The organism is Blastomonas ursincola, from assembly GCF_013607875.1.
GTDB classification, from domain to species: Bacteria; Pseudomonadota; Alphaproteobacteria; order Sphingomonadales; family Sphingomonadaceae; genus Blastomonas; species Blastomonas ursincola.
The window spans coordinates 474,512-490,224 of sequence record NZ_VDES01000001.1 but is presented as its reverse complement, the minus strand read 5'-3'; the positions used below and the strand labels follow the sequence as shown (position 1 = coordinate 490,224).

The following is a 15,713-nucleotide window of genomic DNA, read 5'->3' as shown; positions in this document are numbered from 1 at the left end:
GATGCTTTGCAAGCCATTCAGGTGAGGATGAGCGATCCCGATACCCAGGCCGAGGCAATTCCGCCCGAGCGGCAGGTCCGTGCGTGGCGGCGAATGGCCTGGCCGCTGCGCGTGGCGCTGTACGGCGTCGCATTGCTGGGCGTGGCGGGGCTGGTCGCCTGGACCCAGCGCGAGGATATCGCGCGCAACCTCATCGGAAACGAGCTCGAGGCGCGCGGCATAGAGGCGCGCTACGATATCGAATCGATCGGCGTCGGGCGGCAGACGGTGCGCAACCTCGTGCTCGGCGATCCGAAGCGCCCCGATGCGACGATCGCGCGGCTCAGCGTCGATGTCAGCGGCGGGCTGTTCGGGCTGCGCATCGACCAGGTAATCGTCGAGGGATTGCGCGGCTATGGTCGGCTGGACAAGGGGCGCGTCAGCTTCGGCAGCCTCGACAAGCTGCTCTATACCGACAGCAAGGAGCCTTTCCGGCTGCCCCGGCTCGACCTGACGCTGCGCGACGCGCGCGTACGGATCGAGAGCCCTTATGGCACGATCGGGGTCAAGGCCGATGGGCAGGGCAATCTGCGCGACGGCTTCAAGGGACAGCTCGCTGCGATCGGCGCGCGGCTCGCCCATCAGGGCTGCGCACTCGACCGGCCCAGCCTGTTCGGAACGGTCAGCATCGCCGATGAACGCCCTGCCTTTCGCGGACCAATTCGTTTTTCGGGGCTGGCTTGCGATCGGGGTGGTGTCGCCGTCGGTCAATCCTCGATCGCGCTCAGAGCGGAGGCCAATGCGGCGCTCGACCGGGTTGAAGGCGCGCTGATCCCTGCGGTCGGCGCGATCCGGGCCGATGGTTTTGCGGCGGATGGGCTGGGCGGACGGTTGAGCTTTATGATCAAAGGCCAGCAGGTCGACGGTGAGGTCGATCTCGCGCTGGCCGATCCTGCCACTGCCGGAATTGGTTTCCGGCGGTTCGACGCCAGGGGCAGGGCGGTGGTGCGCTTAGGCGAGGCTTCGCCCGATCTGCGCTTCGAGGGCGATCTGCGCGGCGAGAGTCTGGCGGTCGCGCGCGAGCGGCTGACCGGGCTCGATACGGCGGTGAAGGCGAGCGCGAATCTCCCCATCGCGCCGCTGGTGCAGCGCATGGTGAGCGCTGCACGGCGGGCACTGCCGGGATCGGATCTGGCGATGACGGTCGATGCGCGCGCGTGCGGCGCCGACACCGCGCTCGCCATCCCGCGCCTGTCGCTGTCGGGTGCGCGCGGCGAACGGCTGGTCGGCGGCAACAGCCTCAGCGTCCGGCGCTTGGGCGAGGAATGGCAGCTCGCGGGCAATCTTGCGACCGGCGGGGCAGGGCTGCCCGTCGCGCAGCTGCGCATCGTCCCGCGCGGGCAGGGAGCCTATGCGCTCAAGCTGGCGATGGACGCGTATAGCGCGGGCAATGCCTCGCTGGCGCTGCCGCAGTTCGAGGCATTGTGGAACGGACGCGGCGGCCTGAGCTTTGCTGGCGCGGCGCGACTGTCGGGGCCATTGCCCGGCGGCCGGGTCGAGGGGCTGGCGCTGCCGCTCCAGGGGCGCTGGAGCCAGGCAGCAGGTCTTGTGATGTATGACGGGTGCCAGACCGTACGTGTGGAACGCTTGCGCGTCTCGAATTTCGTGAGCGGGCGGCAGGCGCTCACCCTATGCCCCGATCGCGGCGGACCGATCGTCCGGACGGGGGCGCGCGGCCTGCAGATGGCGGCGCGGCTTTCAGGGCCGACGCGGCTGCAGGGCAAGCTGGGATCGTCCGACCTGGCGCTGGCAGCAGGCGCGGTGCGGTTCGACTTTCCGGGTAGCGCGCGGCTGTCTGACGTCGATCTGCTGATCGGCCCGGCGCAATCGGGCACGCATATCACCGCGGGCGATTTCAGCGTCGATCTCGGCGGAACGCTCGGTGGGGCCTATTCCGATGCCGAGGCGACCATCGGCGCAGTCCCGCTGGTACTGACCAGAGGCAGCGGGCGTTGGTCTTTCGCGAATTCTGTACTCGATGTGCAGGGCGACGAATGGCTGCTGCGCGACCGTCAGGCGCCCGCGCGGTTCCAGCCGCTGATCACCGACGACATGCGGCTGACGCTCGCCGATGGCCGGATTGCGGTGACCGGCATTCTCGACGAACCGCAGACCTTGCGTCCCGTAGTGCGCGTCGCCATCGCGCATGACCTCGCCAGCGTGACCGGCCATGCCGATCTGTTCGTCGACGCGCTGACCTTCGATGACCGCCTTCAGCCTGAAATGGTCAGCAACATCGCGCTCGGCCTCATCGCCAATACGCGCGGGATGGTGACCGGGCAGGGTCGGATTGACTGGTCGTCCACCGGCGTCACGTCGAGCACCGGCCGCTTCCGCACCGATTCGCTCGATTTCGCCGCCGCGTTCGGCCCGGTAACAGGGCTGGCGGGTGAGATCGTGTTTACCGATCTTCTCGGCTTCGAGACCGGACCGGGCCAGGTCGTGCGGCTGGCGCAGGTCAATCCCGGCTTCGCGGTCTATAGCGGGCTGATTCGCTATCAGATTCTGCCTGGCTTCAAGATGCGCGTGGAGGGCGGCGAATGGCCCTTTGCGGGAGGACGGCTGCTGCTCGATCCGGGGATGGTCGATCTGGTCAGCGAGGAGCCGCGGCGGCTGGTTTTCCGCGTCGACCGCGTCGATGCGGCGCAGTTTCTCGCCGGATTCGATTTTGAGAATATCAACGCCACCGGCCAGTTTACAGGTGTGATCCCGATCGTGTTCGACAAGGATGGCGGGCATGTGCGTGGCGGCCGGCTCGAGGTGATCGGCGATGGCGGTACGCTCGCCTATGTCGGCGAGCTGACCTATGAAGACCTCGGCACGATGGCCAATTTCGCCTTTAACGCCCTGAGATCGCTGCGTTACCGTTATCTCGTCGTCGAGATGGATGGCGATCTGGCGGGCGAGGTCATCACCAAGATTCGCTTTGACGGGCTCAGCCAGGGCGAGGGGGCCTCACGCAATTTCCTCACCCGCCAGGTCGAGAAGCTGCCGTTGCAATTCAACGTCACGATTTCAGCACCCTTCCTGCAGCTGATCACATCGGCGCGGTCGCTTTACGACACGCAGTATATCACCGATCCCGGCGTGCTCGGGCTGCTGCCCGGTCAGGTGAACAATCCGGGGCCCAATTCGACAACGCCGGCAAAACCGGGCATTCAGCCACCAGAAAGCGAGGATCGTCCATGAAGGGCATGAACAGGATGGCGATTTTGAGGAACCCGTGGGGGCAGATGACGGTGATGGCAGTGGCCACCGCGTTGCTGGGCGGCTGTGTGACGGTGACGGCACCTGACAAGCCGATCGTCATCAACCTCAACATCAACATCAAACAGGAAGTCGTCTATCGGCTCGATGGCAAGGCCAAAGAGGTGATCGACGAGAATGCGGAGATTTTCTGATGAACAGGGCGATTTTCAAGGCTGGCCTGCTCGGCGCACTGGCGCTGGGGCTCGCCATGCCCGCAATGGCACAGCGCGACCCGGCCTATGAAGCCGCGCGCGAGAATGGCAGCATCGGCGAGAAGCCGGACGGTTATCTGGGCATTGTCAGCGGCGGCGATGCACAGCTGCAGAAGCTGGTCAGTGACATCAATCTCAAGCGCAAGCAGGTCTATACCGAGCGCGCTTCGGCCGAAGGTTCGACCGTCGAGCAGTTCGCTTTTACCGCGGGCTGCAACACCATATCGCGCACCAGACCGGGGGAAAAATACCAGGCGCCCGATGGCAGCTGGAAGACTCGGGACGCCGGTCCGCCGGTGCGCGATGCGCGCTGCCCCTGAGCCGCACCGCCGAATTAACCCAGATCAAGCCCGGATTTCGTCGGAAATCCGGGCTCTTTTGTGCAGCTTCTCGCACCGCAGCATGACCATTGACTTGGGCAGCAGCCCTTTCTAAACGGGCCGCGCCTTGGCGGGTCCGCTCGCTGCCGGTTGCGTGCTTTTTGAACATCGTAGGCCCAGGCCCGATAACAGGGAGTAAAGCACATGGCAGAGAACGAACCCGGGCAAGACCCTGTCGGCGGCGACGCGCGGATCGGTCACATCGGTGATCGCCTTCGCGATATCACGCAGCGGGAGCAGGCCGAAGCGAGCGGCAAGGGAAGCGGGGTCGATGCGAATTATCGACTTGGCAACCGGGTGCTCGCCGATCTGCTGGGGGGAATTGCAGGTGGTTTGCTGTTCGGCTGGCTGTTCGATCGCTGGCTGGGCACATCGCCCTGGCTCCTGATCACGTTCCTCGCTCTGGGGATCATCGTGGCCTTCAGGAACATCATCCGGGTTTCCAACGCATATTCGGCGGGGCTGAAAAATCAGCAGTCTCCGCAGGATAAGCCTGAAGATTAAGACGAAGAGGTAAGGTTGTGGCAGCCGAGTCAGGCAAAATCGACCCGATGCACCAGTTCGAGATCGCGCCCATCTTCAATGGTGGGTTCGAGCTTGCTGGACAGACCATCACCTTCACCAACAGCGCCCTGTGGATGCTGTTGACGCTGGTCGCGGTCTGGGTGTTCATGCAGGGCGGCATGAAGCGCGAGCTGGTGCCCGGCCGCTGGCAGCTGATGGTTGAAGGCTTTACCGGCTTTATCGACGACATGATGACCGCCAATATCGGCGCCGAAGGCCGCAAATATGCGCCTTACGTCTTCTCGCTGTTCATGTTCATCCTGTTCGCCAACATCCTCGGCCTGATCCCGATCGGCGTGGTCGGCGGACATCCCTTCACCGTGACCAGCCATCTGACGATCACCGGTGTGCTCGCCATCGTCAGTTTCTCGATCGTGCTGATCGTCGGCTTTGCCCGTCACGGCTTCCACTTCTTCTCGCTGTTCGTTCCGCACGGCACGCCGCTCCCGATGATCCCGTTCATCTTCGTGGTCGAGCTGCTGTCGTTCCTGGTGCGTCCGTTCAGCCTGGGTCTGCGACTGTTCGTCGCCATGACCGCAGGACACATCCTGCTCAAGGTGCTGGCCGGCTTCGTGATCAACTCTACCAATGCCGGTATCGGCTACGGCCTGCTGGTCGGCCTGCCCAGCCTGACGCTGATGGTCGGTATCAGCGCGCTCGAAATCCTGGTCGCCGTCGTCCAGGCCTATGTCTTCGCGCTGCTCACCTCGCTCTACATCAACGACGCGGTGAACCTGCACTGAGCCTTCCTTTTCGCTAGAATTTTCCATCCAATCGAGTTTCTTAAGGAGTATTACAATGGACGCAGAAGCTGCAAAACTGGTCGGTGCTGGCCTGGCTGCAATCGGTGCCGGCATGGCCGCCATCGGCGTGGGTAACGTGTTCGGTTCGTTCCTGGAAAGCGCTCTGCGCAACCCGGCAGCTGCCGACGGCCAGCAGGGCCGCCTGTTCATCGGCTTCGCCGCTGCCGAACTTCTCGGCCTGCTGGCGTTCGTCGTGGCGATGATCCTGATCTTCGTTGCCTGATTTGTGTCGGATCGGGGCCGGTCACAGCACCGGCCCCGTCCACACCCAAGATTCTGATCCACGGATAGCTTCGATATGCCCCAGATAGACCAGATCATGACCACTTACGGGTCCCAGCTTTTCTGGCTGGTGATCACGTTCGGGCTGATTTACTTCGTGATCGGGCGTTCGATGTTTCCCAAGATCCAGGGCACGGTCGATCAGCGCAAGGCGAAGATCGCCGGCGACATCGCCGCTGCCAAGGCCGCCCATGCCCGCGCCGACGAGATCGAGGAAGAATATCGCCTCGCCCATGCCCGGGCCCGTGACGCGGCGCTTGCCGTGACCGCGGAAGCCAAGGCCAAGGGGGCGCGTGAAGCCGAAGCCAAGGTGCGTGAAGCCGATGCCGGCATCGCACTGCATCTGGCCGATGCCGAAGAGGCGATCGCGGCCCAGCAGGCCGCGGCGCTGACCGAGATCGAGGCAGTAGCTGTCGAGGCCGCCCAGGATATCGTCGCCCGGCTGACCCCGGCAAAGATCACCAAGCCGCAGGTCAACCGTGCGGTCAAGGGAGCGCTGGCCGATGCTTGATATCGCCATTCTTGCCGCTGCGGCGGGCGAACACGCCGATCCCTCGGTCGGCGGCGTCCATCTGCTCAACGCCACCTTCTTCGTCTCTGCGGCGATGCTGGTGCTGATCGGCATCATCCTGTGGAAGAAGGTGCCCGCCATGGTCGCAGCGTCGCTCGACGCCAAGATCGCCGGGATCAAGGCCGAGCTGGACGAGGCGCAGGCGCTTCGCGCCGAGGCCGAGAAGCTGCGTGCCGAGTACGAAGCGAAGCTGGCGGCGGCTTCCAAGGAAGCGGCCGACATGAACGCCCGCGCCGAGGCCGAAGCCGAAGCCGTGCTCGCCAAGGCACGTACCGACGCGGAAAACCTGATCGCGCGCCGCCAGAAGATGGCGACCGACAAGATCGCCGCTGCCGAACGCGCTGCGGTGGCCGAGATTCGCGAGAAGGTCGCCCGCGCCGCCACCGGCGCGGCTGCGAAGCTGATCGCCGAGAACCACGGCGCGGAGGCCGACCAGGCGCTGGTCGACCGCACCGTGGCAGAGCTGGGGACGCGGCTGAATTGATGTGCCTGTGCCTTCTCCCTTGAAGGGAGAAGGATACGTAGCCTTGTCGGCGCAGCCGATTAGGCGCAGTTGGATGAGGGTGAGGCAGAGGCACGGTAGCGCCGCTTCCCCCTCTCCCAGCTCCGACTAGGCAGCAAGCTCCCAAGTCTGCGCAACCCTCTCCCTCGGCGGGGAGAGGGGAATGGTTCCACCCCATTGACCTCCAGACCCCGCCACGCCACATGCACGCCTATGGCAGGTCGTCCCGCTCATCCCAATGACAGCAACCCGCGCGCGCCCGACCGCTTTCTCGAGGAAGCGGCGACCTACAGCGTGCGCGGCGCCGATGCGCCCGATTTCGACACCGGCATCGCCGCGATCCGCAACACGCTGAAAACGCTGCCGACGCGACCCGGCGTCTATCGCATGCTCGATGCGCGCGGCGACGTGCTCTATGTCGGCAAGGCGCGCGCGCTCAAGAACCGCGTCACCAACTATACCCAGGTCGACAAGCTGCCGCGCCGGTTGCAGCGCATGGTCTCGCTCACCCGGTCGATGATGATCGTCACGACCAACAGCGAGGCCGAGGCGCTGCTGCTCGAGGCGCAGCTGATCAAGCGCTACCGCCCCGCGTACAATGTGCTGCTGCGCGACGACAAGAGCTTCCCCTATATCCTGCTGCGCGAGGATCACGACTTTCCGCGCATGTCCAAATATCGCGGCGCGCAAAAATACAAGGGCCAGTATTTCGGGCCGTTCGCCAGCGCCGGATCGGTGACCAGCACGCTCAACTCGCTGCAGAAGCTGTTCCTGCTGCGCTCGTGTTCGGACAGTTTCTTCGCCAACCGCTCGCGCCCGTGCCTGCTCTATCAGATCAAGCGCTGTTCCGCGCCGTGCGTCGACCGGATCAGCAAGCAGGATTATGCCGCGCTGGTCGCCGATGCGCGCGCCTTCCTCACCGGCAAGTCGACCGAGGTACAGGCCAAGCTCGGCGCAAAGATGGAAGCGGCGGCCGAGGCGCTCGATTTCGAGAGCGCGGCGGCCTATCGCGACCGATTGAAGGCGCTGACCTTCATCCAGGGCAGCCAGGCGGTGAACGCGCAGGGCATTGCCGATGCGGACGTGTTCGCGATGGCGAGCCAGGGCGGCACTGTCTGCATCCAGGCCTTCTTCATCCGCGCCGGGCAGAACTGGGGCCATCGCAGCTTCTTCCCTGCGCATGTCCAGGACATGGATGAAGCGGAAATCCTCACCAGCTTCCTGATGCAATTCTATCAGGACATGCCCGCGCCCAAGCTGATCCTGACCGACCGGCAGCCGTTCGAATGCGATCTGATGCTGGAGGCGCTGTCCGCCAACCGAACGGGCAAGCTGGAACTGCTCGTCCCCCAGCGCGGCGAGCGCAAGCGGCTGATCGACCAGGCGCAGCGCAACGCGACCGAGGCGCTGCAGCGCCGCGTTGCCGAGAGCGCCAGCACCGCCAAGCACCTCACCGAAATGGCCGAACTGTTCGGGCTCGATGGCCCACCCGACCGGATCGAGGTCTATGACAACAGCCATATCCAGGGCACCAATGCGCTGGGCGCGATGGTCGTCGCGGGGCCCGAGGGCTTTCGCAAGGCGGCCTATCGCAAGTTCAACATCAAGCGCGCCGAGACCGTGCCGGGCGACGATTATGCGATGATGCGCGAGGTGTTCGAACGCCGCTTCGCCCGCGCGCAGAGCGAGGACCCCGATCGCAGCAGCGGCGACTGGCCCGATCTGGTGCTGGTGGATGGCGGCAAGGGCCAGCTCGGCGCGGCGATGGAGGCGCTGGCGACGCTCGGGATCGACGATGTTCCGCTGGTCGGTGTCGCCAAGGGGCCTGAGCGCAATGCCGGGCGCGAAACCTTCTTCCTGCCCGATGGCCGCGAATTCACCCTGCCGGTGAACAGCCCGGTGCTCTTCTACCTCCAACGGCTGCGCGACGAGGCGCACCGCTTCGCCATCGGCGCGCATCGCGGCAAGCGCAAGAAGGCGATGACCACCAGCCCACTCGACGAGGTGCCCGGCATCGGCCCGGCGCGCAAGCGCGCGCTGCTGATGCATTTCGGCACCGCCCGCGCGGTGCGCAGCGCCAGCCTGGAAGACCTGCAAAAGGCCCCCGGCGTCTCCAAGGCAATGGCGCAGAGCATCTATGACTTCTTCCGGGGATGATGTAACGATCAAGTTCAATTTCTGGCGGGTGATGTTTTATGGGACTGGATGTGGTTGTTGGCTGGCTCGCTCAATCCCGCCAAGAGCTTTCGGATGAAGAATTCCAGCCAATTTTTGAACCTTTTCTGGCCCTGAATGAAGTTCTTGCTGAAGCAGGCCAACCCCCGCATTACGAACCTCTGGAAATTGCGGATGGCGATGTATTCGAAGCGCAGATGTGGGGTTATAACGGTCTGCACATGGTTCGGCGGCTCGCGGCGCATTGGGTGATTGAAGGTGCACTGCCGCCTCCAGTGCCCCATGCCGATATCGATCAGTTGCCCCTGCTGGACCAGCTTTATGCGCAGCATGATGCGTATTTCGCTGCGACCGAGAAGCGCGGGCTGCTCTCGCGTTTCGTAAAGCCAAGGGCGGTTCCGCCGTTTGCTCATTTGCTTCTGCATTCCGACTGTGAGGGTTTTTATCTTCCCCGGAGAACTGAGGAGGTCATTTTCGATCTCAGCGAGCCGCAACGCGAGGGGGTTGGATGCATGGTGGGTTCTGCGCCCATGTTGTGGGAAGAGTGCCATTTGCTGGCGTCGCTCATTGATCTTCCTGAAGGGCTGACAACGCAAGACGAGCAGCTTTGGCAGTTTGCGGATAATCCTGCGCTAGAAGGGCCGCTCTGGCAGCAATACGGGGTGGAAGCCTATTGCCTGACGGTCTTGATGCGCGCTGCCGAGGCCTCGGCAAGGTCAGGTGCGGCCGTGGCATTCGTCTAGATCATTGCATCCATTTTCGAGCCGATTGTTCACGCGGACCTGTATTCTTGTGGGCGGAACGCCTACTTTCGCTTTCGTTGCAGGATTGCCTCGATAGGCAGGAATGAGGTGCGAGTGGCGGCGAAAGATCTCGATACGGTACGTGTCGTTCTCAATTTGCCCCGGCCAATGAAGCGCCGACTTGATCTGGCTGCTGAAAGGCGGGGCGTTTCCGTCAAGGCGCTCATCAAGGTATGGGTCGGCGACAAGCTGGATCGGATTCCTGATCTGGATTAGGTGGTGGCATGCCCGTCATCCGCACCCCCGCCATAATCTGCACCGTGCGGCGGCATGGGGAGCATGGGGCGGTGGTGCGGTTGTTCACGCCCGATCATGGGCTGCAATCGGGCTATGTGCGGGGAGGGCGGTCGACGGCCCTGCGTCCGGTGCTGATGCCCGCGAATCTCGTCACGGCGGAGCTGCGCAGCCGGGTGAACGATCAGCTTGCCGGGCTGACGGTCGAGCTCGCCGAGAGCCGCGCGCCCTTTTACAGCGAACCGCTTGCCGCAGCGGCGTTCGAATGGGTGACCCTGCTCACCGCGACGGTCGCGCCCGAGGATCAGCCGTTTCCTCGGCTTTATGCGGCGCTGGCGGCCTTGCTCGATCTGGTCTGCGCCGCCCCCTCGGCGCGCTGGTGGCTGCGCGCGATGGTGCGGTACGAGGCACTGCTGCTCGCCGAACTGGGCTTCGGGCTCGATCTGGAGCGTTGCGCGGTGACCGGCGAGCGCGCGGACCTCGCCTATGTCAGTCCGCGCACCGGGCGTGCGGTGTCGGTGCACGCCGCCGGGGTCTATGCCGAAAAGCTGCTGGTGCTGCCCGCATTCCTGACCGGCGAGGAAGAACCCGATTGGGAGCAGCTGATGCAGGGTTTTGCGCTGACCGGCCATTTCATCGAGCGCCAGTTCTTCACCGATCGGCGCGCCGACGCGCTCGCGGCGCGCGCGATGCTCATTGATCGGGTGCGGCGCATGGCGGGTTGACCTCATCCCAAGCAAAACAATGTTGCGGAAATGCGCTGCCGGACGCTATGCGCGCCTCCACAACAGACAGGATGACCCCATGAAAATTGCCATTCTCCCCGGTGACGGCATCGGCCCCGAAATCATGGCCGAGGCGGTGCGCGTGCTGCGCGCGCTTGATCTGCCGGGAGTGGAATTGCACGACGGGCTGGTGGGCGCTGCCGCCTGGCGCGTGCATGGCCATCCGCTGCCGCCCGAGACGCTGGCGCTGATGCACGCATGCGATGCGATCCTGTTCGGCGCGGTGGGCGATCCGGCGTGCGACGGGCTGGAGCGGCATCTGCGCCCCGAACAGGCGGTGCTGGGCATGCGCAAGGAGCTCGGACTTTTCGCCAACCTGCGTCCGGCCAAGGTGTTTCCGGGGCTGGAAGCGCACAGCTCGCTGCGGCCCGAAGTGGCGGGCGCTATCGATCTGATGATCGTGCGCGAGCTCAACGGCGATGTCTATTTCGGTGAAAAGGGCATGCGCACCACCAGTGACGGGCAGCGCGAGGGCTATGACATCATGTCGTACAACGAGAGCGAGGTGCGCCGCATCGCGCATGTCGCGTTCCGCACCGCCCTGGGCCGTTCGGGTCGGCTGTGCTCGGTCGACAAGGCCAATGTGCTCGAAACCTCGCAGCTCTGGCGCGACGTGATGATCGAGGTGGCGGCGGACTATCCCGATGTCACGCTCGAGCACATGTATGTCGACAATGCCGCGATGCAGCTCGTCCGCGCGCCGGGCAAGTTCGACACCATCGTCACCGGCAACCTGTTCGGCGACATCCTGTCTGATCAGGCCAGCATGTGCGTCGGCTCGATCGGCCTGCTTGCCTCGGCCTCTTTGGGCGCGGAGCAGACCGCGTTCGGCACCAAGGGCGCGTATGAGCCGATCCACGGCAGCGCGCCCGACATTGCAGGCAAGGGGCTCGCCAATCCGGTCGCGATGATCCTGTCCGCCGCGATGATGCTGCGCCACAGCTTCGGCCTGGAAGCCGAGGCCGCGCGGATCGAGGCGGCGGTGGCGAGCGCGCTCAACGCGGGCGCGCGTGGCGCGGATCTCGGCGGCAATATGGGCACCGTCGCGATCGGCAACGCGGTGCTGGCGGCGCTTTAGTTCCGCTCGCGCGCGACTTCGCGCCAGCCGATGTCGCGGCGGCAGAAGCCGGCGGGGAAGGTGATCGCATCGACAGCGGCATAGGCGGCACGCTGCGCTTCAGTCACGCTGCCGCCCGTCGCGGTGACGTTGAGCACGCGGCCGCCGTTGGCGACGAGGGCACCGTCCTTCAGCGCGGTGCCCGCGTGGAATACCTTGGCGTGGCCGACATCGCCCAGCGAAATCGCGCCGCCCTTTTCCGGGGTGCCGGGATAGCCCCTGGCGGCCATGACGACGGTCAGGGCGTAACCGTCAGACAGCCGGGGAGGGGGGCAGTTCGCCAGCTCGCCCTTGGCCGTCGCGAGCAGCAGTTCGGCGAGATCGCTCTGCAGCCGGGTCATCAGCACCTGGCATTCGGGGTCGCCGAAGCGGCAATTATATTCGATCAGCTTCGGCCCCTCGCTGGTGAGCATCAGCCCTGCGAACAGTACGCCCGAATAGGGCATGCCCTCGGCCGCGAGCGTCGCGACGGTGGGTGCGATGATGCGCTCCATCACCTGCGCTTCCAGCTCCGGCGTCAGCACCGGCGCGGGGCTGTACGCGCCCATGCCGCCGGTGTTCGGCCCGGTATCGCCTTCACCCACCCGTTTATGGTCCTGCGCCGATCCGAAGGCGACGATGGCGCTGCCGTCGGTGATCGCAAAGAAGCTCGCTTCCTCGCCGGTCATGAATTCCTCGATGACCACCTCGGCCCCGGCCTCGCCGAAGGCTCCGGCGAACATATGGCCGATAGCGTCCTCGGCCTCTTCGGCGGTTTCGGCGATGATCACGCCCTTGCCGGCGGCCAGCCCGTCCGCCTTGATGACGACGGGCAGGTCGAACCCGGCGAGCGCGGCCTGCGCCTCGGCGCGGTGGCTGGCGCGGACATAGCGCGCGGTGGGGATGCCGGCGCGGTCGCACAAAGCCTTGGTGAAGCCCTTGGATCCCTCGAGCTGCGCCGCTTTGGCCGAAGGTCCGAATACAGGCACTCCGGCGGCGCGCAGGCTGTCGGCCAGGCCATCGACCAGCGGCGCTTCGGGGCCGATCACCACCAGGCCAATGGCCGTTTCGGCGCAGAATGCCGCCACCGCGGCATGATCGGTCACATCGAGCGCGACGCAGCTGGCATGCTCGGCTATCCCCGGATTTCCCGGCGCGGCGAAGATGCTTTCCACCTGCGGGGATTGCGCCAGTTTCCAGCACAGGGCATGTTCGCGTCCACCGCTTCCCACCAGCAGGATATTCATGCCCGACCCCTTTACAGATGATATGTCTTCACGTTCGGGCGGGCTGTTAGCCCAGATGCCCCCCGGCGACAACGCCCCGCCGCTGTCGGTTTCGGAAATCTCCGGGCAGTTGAAGCGCATGGTCGAGGACCGGTTTGCGCATGTGCGGATTCGTGGCGAGATTTCGGGCTTCAAGCGCGCGGCATCGGGCCATTGCTATCTGGCGCTGAAGGACGACAAGGCGGTCATCGACGGCATCATCTGGAAGGGCACGGCGCAGCGGCTGCCCTTCCGGCCCGAGGACGGGCTGGACGTCATCGCCACCGGCAAGCTCACCACCTTTCCCGGGCGCTCCAAATACCAGATCACGATAGAATCGCTCGAGCTGGCGGGCGAGGGCGCGCTGATGCAGCTGTTCGAGAAGCTGAAGGCGCGGCTCGCCGATGAAGGGCTGTTCGATCCCGAACGCAAGCGCTCGCTCCCCTTCCTGCCGCGCACGATCGGCGTGGTGACGTCGCCGACCGGATCGGTGATCCGCGACATATTGCACCGGCTCGCCGATCGCTTCCCCAGCCACGTGCTGGTCTGGCCGGTGCTGGTGCAGGGCGAGGGGGCGGCAGGCCAGGTCGCGGCCGCCGTGCGCGGCTTTGGCGCAATGTCCGAGGGAGAGCGGCCAGACCTGCTGATCGTGGCGCGCGGTGGCGGTTCGATCGAGGATCTCTGGGCGTTCAACGAGGAGCCGGTGGTCCGCGCGATTGCCGAGAGCGTCATCCCGGTCATCTCCGCCGTGGGGCACGAGACCGACACGACGCTCGCCGATTTCGCCGCCGATCGCCGCGCGCCGACGCCGACCGCTGCGGCGGAAATGGCGGTGCCGGTGCGGTCCGAACTGCTCGCCAGCGTCGCCGAATTCGGCCTGCGCGCCAGCCGTGCGGTGAACCGCAGCCATGCGCTGGCACGCGAACGGCTGGAGGCGAGGGCGCAGCGCCTGCCGCGCCTGGCCGACCTGCTCAGCCCGCAGCAGCAGCGCGCCGATGATCTGGGCGAGCGGCTGCGCGCCGCGCTCGGCCTGCAGCTTGCGCATGCGCGCGGTGCGCTGGCGCGGACCTCGGGCGCGTTGCGGCCTGCCGTGCTCGACACCCGTGTCGCCCATGCGCGCGATCGCCTGGCGCGGCTGACGCTCGACCCGGCGGTGCTCGATCGCATCACCCGGCGGGCGGGCGAACGGCTCGCCGGGCTGGAGCGCGTACTGGCGCAGCTCGATCCCGATGCGCCGTTGCAGCGCGGCTATGCCCGGGTCACCGCCAGCGATGGCCGCACATTGATCGACAAGGCAGTGGCTGCGTGCGAACCCCGGCTGACGCTGCATTTCCGCGATGGGACGCTCGATGTCGCGCCAGCGGATGGTCCGCCTCCGCCGCCGGTTTCTCCGACCCCCGCAGCCAAGACGAAGCCCAGGCCCGCCGAGCCGCGCCAGGCGAGTTTCCTGTAGATTTGCGCTGGCGCACCGGATCGCTTATCTTTGCTGGCAACACCGCAGCCAGCCATCGGTAAAGCTGCCATACAGCCTTTCTGGAGCATGATGACCCCATGTTGATGTCCAACCGCGATCGCGTCGCCCGTGTCCACTATATGCCCAACGGCTTCCGCCTGCTCAGCGCCGGCGACCATGTGCTGTGCGCCGAGACCGGGCAGAAGATCGACCTGGAAGAGCTGCGTTACTGGAGCGTCGAGCGGCAGGAGGCCTATGCCAGCTGCGAGATTTCGGTGCGCGCGGCGCTCGGCAGGGGCTGACCGCGTGCGGGGGGCGCTGACGTTCGCCGGCTCGATCTTGCTGGCGGCGACTGCCCCGCTGCTGGCGCAATCCCAGCCATCACCTGCGCCGACACATTCGACGGCCCCGCCACAGTCGGCCGCGCCAGCGCCGAGCGGCCCGGATTTTCTCACCCGGCCCTTTGGCGCAATCCGGCCCTTGCCGAGCGGCATCAGGCTGAGTGGTTCGCCGGTGCAGGGTGCCCTGTTGCGCGGCACCGCGCCCCGGGGCGTGACCGCGCTCGATCTCGACGGCGTCCAGGTGCCGGTCGCGCCCGATGGTGCGTTCCTGCTCGGTTTCAACCGCGACGCGCCGCCACTCGGCGTGCTGACCGTGACGCTCGCCGATGGCCAGACGATGCAGGAGCCGCTAACCGTGGCCCCGCGCGAATGGCGGCGCGAATTCGTCGCAGTGGCAGCGCGCGGTGGTGTTCTGAGCGAAGCATTCATGGCGCGGCGCAAGCCCGAGCTAGAGATGATCGAGGCGGCGCGCGCCCGGCAATCGGACAGCGCAGGCTGGCGTCAGCAGTTCATCTGGCCCGCCACGGGCCGCGTTTCGGGCATATTCGGATCGCAGCGCATCTACGCAGGTGAACCGGGCAGTTTCCATAGTGGCGTCGATGTCGCAGGTGCCGTCGGTACGCCGGTCGTCGCGCCTGCGGACGGCGTGGTCATCCTCGCCGCGCCGACGCCTTTCTCGCTCGAGGGCAACCTGCTGATGATCGACCATGGCATGGGGCTGAACAGCGCGTTCCTGCATCTGTCGGCGATCGATGTGAAGCTGGGCGATACGGTGCGCCAGGGGCAACAGATCGGGCGAATCGGAGCAACGGGCCGGGCCACCGGACCGCACTTGCATTGGAGCATGAAGTGGAACGACGCCCGGATCGACCCGCAACTTCTGGTGGGTCCCATGGCGCAATGAAATAATATTATTTCGCAACGATTCCTGACCAGCCGGTAAATGTGGCGTTCATGTT

17 protein-coding genes are annotated in these 15,713 nt (G+C 65.6%); 16 read left to right on the top strand and 1 reads right to left on the bottom strand.

All coding sequences use genetic code 11. The features are described 5' to 3' along the window. Window positions 1-27 precede the first annotated feature (27 nt). The 13 genes from FG486_RS02345 (at window position 28) to leuB (ending at window position 11,677) form a co-directional block, all read left to right on the top strand. Window positions 28-3,228, top strand: a complete 3,201-nt coding sequence (locus tag FG486_RS02345; protein WP_181266289.1) for an intermembrane phospholipid transport protein YdbH family protein — start codon at window positions 28-30, stop codon at window positions 3,226-3,228. Continuing rightward, complete coding sequence (locus FG486_RS02340) at window positions 3,225-3,440, top strand: YnbE family lipoprotein (protein WP_060977032.1); 216 nt, start codon at window positions 3,225-3,227, stop codon at window positions 3,438-3,440. Before FG486_RS02345 ends, FG486_RS02340 begins: the two co-directional genes overlap by 4 nt. Beyond that, window positions 3,440-3,820: a YdbL family probable chaperone protein gene (locus FG486_RS02335; protein WP_066274377.1), complete on the top strand. Its 381-nt coding sequence runs from the start codon at window positions 3,440-3,442 to the stop codon at window positions 3,818-3,820. Before FG486_RS02340 ends, FG486_RS02335 begins: the two co-directional genes overlap by 1 nt. Before the next feature lie 204 nt (window positions 3,821-4,024). After that, a complete protein-coding gene (locus FG486_RS02330) occupies window positions 4,025-4,384 on the top strand; it encodes an AtpZ/AtpI family protein (protein WP_181266288.1) in 360 nt (119 codons plus the stop codon). Between the two features lie 17 nt (window positions 4,385-4,401). Further along, complete coding sequence (locus tag FG486_RS02325) at window positions 4,402-5,187, top strand: F0F1 ATP synthase subunit A (protein WP_060977035.1); 786 nt, start codon at window positions 4,402-4,404, stop codon at window positions 5,185-5,187. Between the two features lie 55 nt (window positions 5,188-5,242). Continuing rightward, the gene (locus tag FG486_RS02320; RefSeq protein WP_023839593.1) at window positions 5,243-5,470 is read left to right on the top strand and encodes a F0F1 ATP synthase subunit C; all 228 of its coding nucleotides are present in this window, start codon (window positions 5,243-5,245) and stop codon (window positions 5,468-5,470) included. A gap of 75 nt (window positions 5,471-5,545) precedes the next feature. Then, window positions 5,546-6,040 (top strand): F0F1 ATP synthase subunit B family protein, encoded by a 495-nt coding sequence (locus FG486_RS02315; protein WP_181266287.1) that lies wholly within the window; start codon window positions 5,546-5,548, stop codon window positions 6,038-6,040. Then, window positions 6,033-6,584 carry a F0F1 ATP synthase subunit B family protein gene (locus FG486_RS02310; protein ID WP_181266286.1) on the top strand — a complete coding sequence of 184 codons (552 nt, stop codon included), beginning with the start codon at window positions 6,033-6,035 and terminating at the stop codon, window positions 6,582-6,584. Before FG486_RS02315 ends, FG486_RS02310 begins: the two co-directional genes overlap by 8 nt. A 231-nt stretch (window positions 6,585-6,815) precedes the next feature. Beyond that, window positions 6,816-8,759, top strand: a complete 1,944-nt coding sequence (gene uvrC, locus FG486_RS02305) for an excinuclease ABC subunit UvrC (protein WP_181266285.1) — start codon at window positions 6,816-6,818, stop codon at window positions 8,757-8,759. A 38-nt stretch (window positions 8,760-8,797) separates the two neighbouring features. After that, the gene (locus FG486_RS02300) at window positions 8,798-9,520 is read left to right on the top strand and encodes a hypothetical protein (protein ID WP_181266284.1); all 723 of its coding nucleotides are present in this window, start codon (window positions 8,798-8,800) and stop codon (window positions 9,518-9,520) included. Between the two features lie 114 nt (window positions 9,521-9,634). Then, on the top strand, window positions 9,635-9,796 hold the full coding sequence (locus FG486_RS02295) for a hypothetical protein (protein WP_181266283.1): 162 nt from the start codon (window positions 9,635-9,637) through the stop codon (window positions 9,794-9,796). A gap of 8 nt (window positions 9,797-9,804) precedes the next feature. Further along, window positions 9,805-10,539, top strand: a complete 735-nt coding sequence (recO, locus tag FG486_RS02290; protein WP_066274364.1) for a DNA repair protein RecO — start codon at window positions 9,805-9,807, stop codon at window positions 10,537-10,539. Window positions 10,540-10,618: 79 nt separating this feature from the next. Next, complete coding sequence (gene leuB / locus FG486_RS02285) at window positions 10,619-11,677, top strand: 3-isopropylmalate dehydrogenase (RefSeq protein WP_181266282.1); 1,059 nt, start codon at window positions 10,619-10,621, stop codon at window positions 11,675-11,677. On the opposite strand, the gene purD is transcribed toward leuB, so the two are convergent. Continuing rightward, entirely contained in the window at window positions 11,674-12,942 is a 1,269-nt protein-coding gene (gene purD, locus FG486_RS02280) for a phosphoribosylamine--glycine ligase (protein WP_181266281.1), read from the bottom strand. The two genes, leuB and purD, sit on opposite strands and share 4 nt — an antisense overlap. Here purD and xseA point away from each other — a divergent pair. From xseA to FG486_RS02265, 3 genes are all read left to right on the top strand, one after another. Continuing rightward, window positions 12,941-14,413: an exodeoxyribonuclease VII large subunit gene (gene xseA / locus FG486_RS02275; protein WP_181266280.1), complete on the top strand. Its 1,473-nt coding sequence runs from the start codon at window positions 12,941-12,943 to the stop codon at window positions 14,411-14,413. The genes purD and xseA overlap by 2 nt on opposite strands. Window positions 14,414-14,511: 98 nt before the next feature. After that, the gene (locus FG486_RS02270; RefSeq protein ID WP_181266279.1) at window positions 14,512-14,715 is read left to right on the top strand and encodes a DUF2093 domain-containing protein; all 204 of its coding nucleotides are present in this window, start codon (window positions 14,512-14,514) and stop codon (window positions 14,713-14,715) included. A 4-nt stretch (window positions 14,716-14,719) separates the two neighbouring features. After that, window positions 14,720-15,658 (top strand): M23 family metallopeptidase, encoded by a 939-nt coding sequence (locus FG486_RS02265; RefSeq protein ID WP_422125040.1) that lies wholly within the window; start codon window positions 14,720-14,722, stop codon window positions 15,656-15,658. Window positions 15,659-15,713: the final 55 nt, after the last annotated feature.

What these genes read in the sequence shown, in the direction of transcription:
- FG486_RS02300 (WP_181266284.1), top strand. Translation starts at nt 8,798, where the DNA reads ATGGGACTGGATGTGGTTGTTGGCTGGCTCGCTCAATCCCGCCAAGAG.
- FG486_RS02270 (WP_181266279.1), top strand. Translation starts at nt 14,512, where the DNA reads ATGTTGATGTCCAACCGCGATCGCGTCGCCCGTGTCCACTATATGCCC.
- FG486_RS02330 (WP_181266288.1), top strand. Translation starts at nt 4,025, where the DNA reads ATGGCAGAGAACGAACCCGGGCAAGACCCTGTCGGCGGCGACGCGCGG.
- FG486_RS02310 (WP_181266286.1), top strand. Translation starts at nt 6,033, where the DNA reads ATGCTTGATATCGCCATTCTTGCCGCTGCGGCGGGCGAACACGCCGAT.
- FG486_RS02335 (WP_066274377.1), top strand. Translation starts at nt 3,440, where the DNA reads ATGAACAGGGCGATTTTCAAGGCTGGCCTGCTCGGCGCACTGGCGCTG.
- uvrC (WP_181266285.1), top strand. Translation starts at nt 6,816, where the DNA reads ATGGCAGGTCGTCCCGCTCATCCCAATGACAGCAACCCGCGCGCGCCC.
- FG486_RS02340 (WP_060977032.1), top strand. Translation starts at nt 3,225, where the DNA reads ATGAAGGGCATGAACAGGATGGCGATTTTGAGGAACCCGTGGGGGCAG.
- leuB (WP_181266282.1), top strand. Translation starts at nt 10,619, where the DNA reads ATGAAAATTGCCATTCTCCCCGGTGACGGCATCGGCCCCGAAATCATG.
- purD (WP_181266281.1), bottom strand. Translation starts at nt 12,942, where the DNA reads ATGAATATCCTGCTGGTGGGAAGCGGTGGACGCGAACATGCCCTGTGC.
- FG486_RS02345 (WP_181266289.1), top strand. Translation starts at nt 28, where the DNA reads ATGAGCGATCCCGATACCCAGGCCGAGGCAATTCCGCCCGAGCGGCAG.
- xseA (WP_181266280.1), top strand. Translation starts at nt 12,941, where the DNA reads ATGCCCGACCCCTTTACAGATGATATGTCTTCACGTTCGGGCGGGCTG.
- FG486_RS02320 (WP_023839593.1), top strand. Translation starts at nt 5,243, where the DNA reads ATGGACGCAGAAGCTGCAAAACTGGTCGGTGCTGGCCTGGCTGCAATC.
- FG486_RS02315 (WP_181266287.1), top strand. Translation starts at nt 5,546, where the DNA reads ATGCCCCAGATAGACCAGATCATGACCACTTACGGGTCCCAGCTTTTC.
- recO (WP_066274364.1), top strand. Translation starts at nt 9,805, where the DNA reads ATGCCCGTCATCCGCACCCCCGCCATAATCTGCACCGTGCGGCGGCAT.